General features: G+C 59.9%; 1 protein-coding gene. It reads left to right on the plus strand.

From position 1 onward, the window contains the following. Window positions 1-454 precede the first annotated feature (454 nt). Window positions 455-2,149, plus strand: coding sequence for a CocE/NonD family hydrolase (locus tag JNN07_21230; protein MBL9170272.1), 1,695 nt, complete (start codon window positions 455-457; stop codon window positions 2,147-2,149). Window positions 2,150-2,308: the final 159 nt, after the last annotated feature.

A 2,308-nucleotide genomic window follows, 5' to 3' on the forward strand; every position in this document is an offset into this window, starting at 1 on the left:
ATGTCCGTACGGCATCCAGACCAAAATAGATCAAAATGATGATTTTCGACGGAGTTATTTACCGTCTGCTGTGGAGGGCTCTGCAGGGAGCCCTCCCGCAGCCGGTGAATAACTCCGGTTAGGCTATACGGGGGTGCTGGCACCCCCGGAGCTGTTAATATTACAGAGCATCGCGCAGCGATGCCACCGGCTTTTGAAGCCTGCCGCACCCCTCCTCAAGGAACCTGATCCGGCCGTCAGTCTGTCCGCTGACCGGTGGCACGCCTTTCAGGGTGCTCTTGAATCGGGATATGACCGGGGATCTTCGCTGTGCTGCGATACCCCGGCTAATTTCTTTGAACCATGCAGGTTCTCGGCCGCGGTTTCATGAACCACCTACCACCCACCACCTGTCACCTATCTAAACTCCCATCGGTCTTGACGCGCTGCGGTCCTCCTGCCGTCTATTTTTCCCATGAAACCCCGCTACCCTTCGATCTGGGCCGTTGCCCTGGTGTGGATGCTGCACCTGGGCCAATCTGCCTCCGCAGCGGAGGCACGGCCAGCGCCTCCCCACCGAGAAACCATTTTGGTCGGCATGCGCGATGGCGTTCGTCTCGCGACCGATCTCTACCTCCCCGAGCCAGCCGCCGGCCGCTATCCCGTGATTCTCGTTCGCACGCCCTACAACAAAACGGGCCTTCTCGGTCTGGCTGCCGATTGCGTGAAGCGCGGCTACGCGCTAGCCGTTCAGGATGTGCGCGGGCGATACGAGTCCGAGGGTGAGAATCTGCCGTTCTATACCGACCAAAGAGACGGGGCCGACACCACGGCTTGGATCGTGAAGCAGCCCTGGAGCAACGGGCGGATAGGCACCTATGGCGGCTCCGCCGGCGCCATCACCCAAATGCAGCTCGCGGCCAGCGGCACGCCACATCTGGACTGCCTGCACCTTACCGTCGGTGCTCCCAGCCAGTACCATGACCTCGCCTATTCGGGGGGAGTTTTCCGAAAATCGCTGGTCGAGGACTGGCTTCGCGCAACCAAGTTTAACTCGAACGCATTGCCGCGATGGGTGGCGCATCCGACCTTCGATACATTTTGGAAGGAACGCGATGCTGCCCTGCGCTATCGCCGGGTAAATGCTCCGGCGGTGCATGTCGGTGGATATTGGGACATCTTCGCTCAAGGGACCATCGATGCGTTCGTCGGGTATCAAACCAAGGGCGGCCCTCGGGCACGCGGCCACCAGAAACTGATCATGGGACCATGGACTCACGGAGTGTTTCAGGACAAAGCCGGCGAGTTCAAATTTACCAACGCCAAGAAGCCTCCCGGCGGAGTGCAGGATTCCTGGAAACTCTTTGATCGTTGGCTAAAGGGCGTCACCAATGGATTCGAACAGCTTCCCGCGGTCACCTATTATGTGGTGGGAGACACCATGGACCCGTCCGCTCCTGGCAATGTCTGGCGGACGGCGGAGAAATGGCCTCCTGTTCCAACCATCGACGAGAAATGGTATCTGCATCCGGACCACACGCTCTCGGCGACTCGGCCCGTTGCACAATCGCCGAATCGGGGTCCGACCCAGAAGACGCAGGCGGACACCGGCTCGCTCAGTTTCACCTACGATCCCCTGAATCCCGCGCCCACCGTGGGAGGCATTCAACTCACGATTCCAGCGGGTCCGATGGACCAGGCCAAACGCGAAGGCCGAGACGATGTTTTGGTGTTCACCAGCGAGGCGATCTCCGATCCGGTGGAATTTACTGGACGAGTGCGCGCCCATCTCTGGGTTTCAAGTGATGCTCCCGACACGGATTTCTTCGTCACGTTATGCGACGTCTACCCCAACGGAAAATCCTACAACCTCTGTGAAGGCCGACTGCGCATGCGCTTTCGCGACGGTTTCGAACGCGAGAAGCGAATGCAGCCGGGGAAGGTGTATCCAGTGAACATCGACCTCTGGTCCACCAGCGTGATCTTCAATCGGGGGCACCGCCTCCGGGTGCAGGTCAGCTCAAGCAGCTTCCCAGGATTCGATCCCAACCCAAACACGGGCGACGGGTTTCGGGAGAACTCCAGGACCCAAGTGGCGCGCAACTCAGTCTTGCTCGATCGCAACCATCCATCGCACCTCACGCTCCCGAGGGCGATCCTGGCGAAATGAGTTTCGGCCCCTATGGAGCGCGGTGGCACGACCTGAGCATTACCCACAAGTTCGGAGGGCTTCCTCCCTATCCCAACGGGATTGCGCCTCAAAGCCCAGGGTTGGGAGGAACGAGCTACCCTGGGGAAAACGCCATAGAATCCACAACCCCATCGTGGG

It is taken from the genome of Verrucomicrobiales bacterium (genome assembly GCA_016793885.1).
In the GTDB taxonomy this organism is placed as follows: domain Bacteria; phylum Verrucomicrobiota; class Verrucomicrobiia; order Limisphaerales; family UBA11320; genus UBA11320.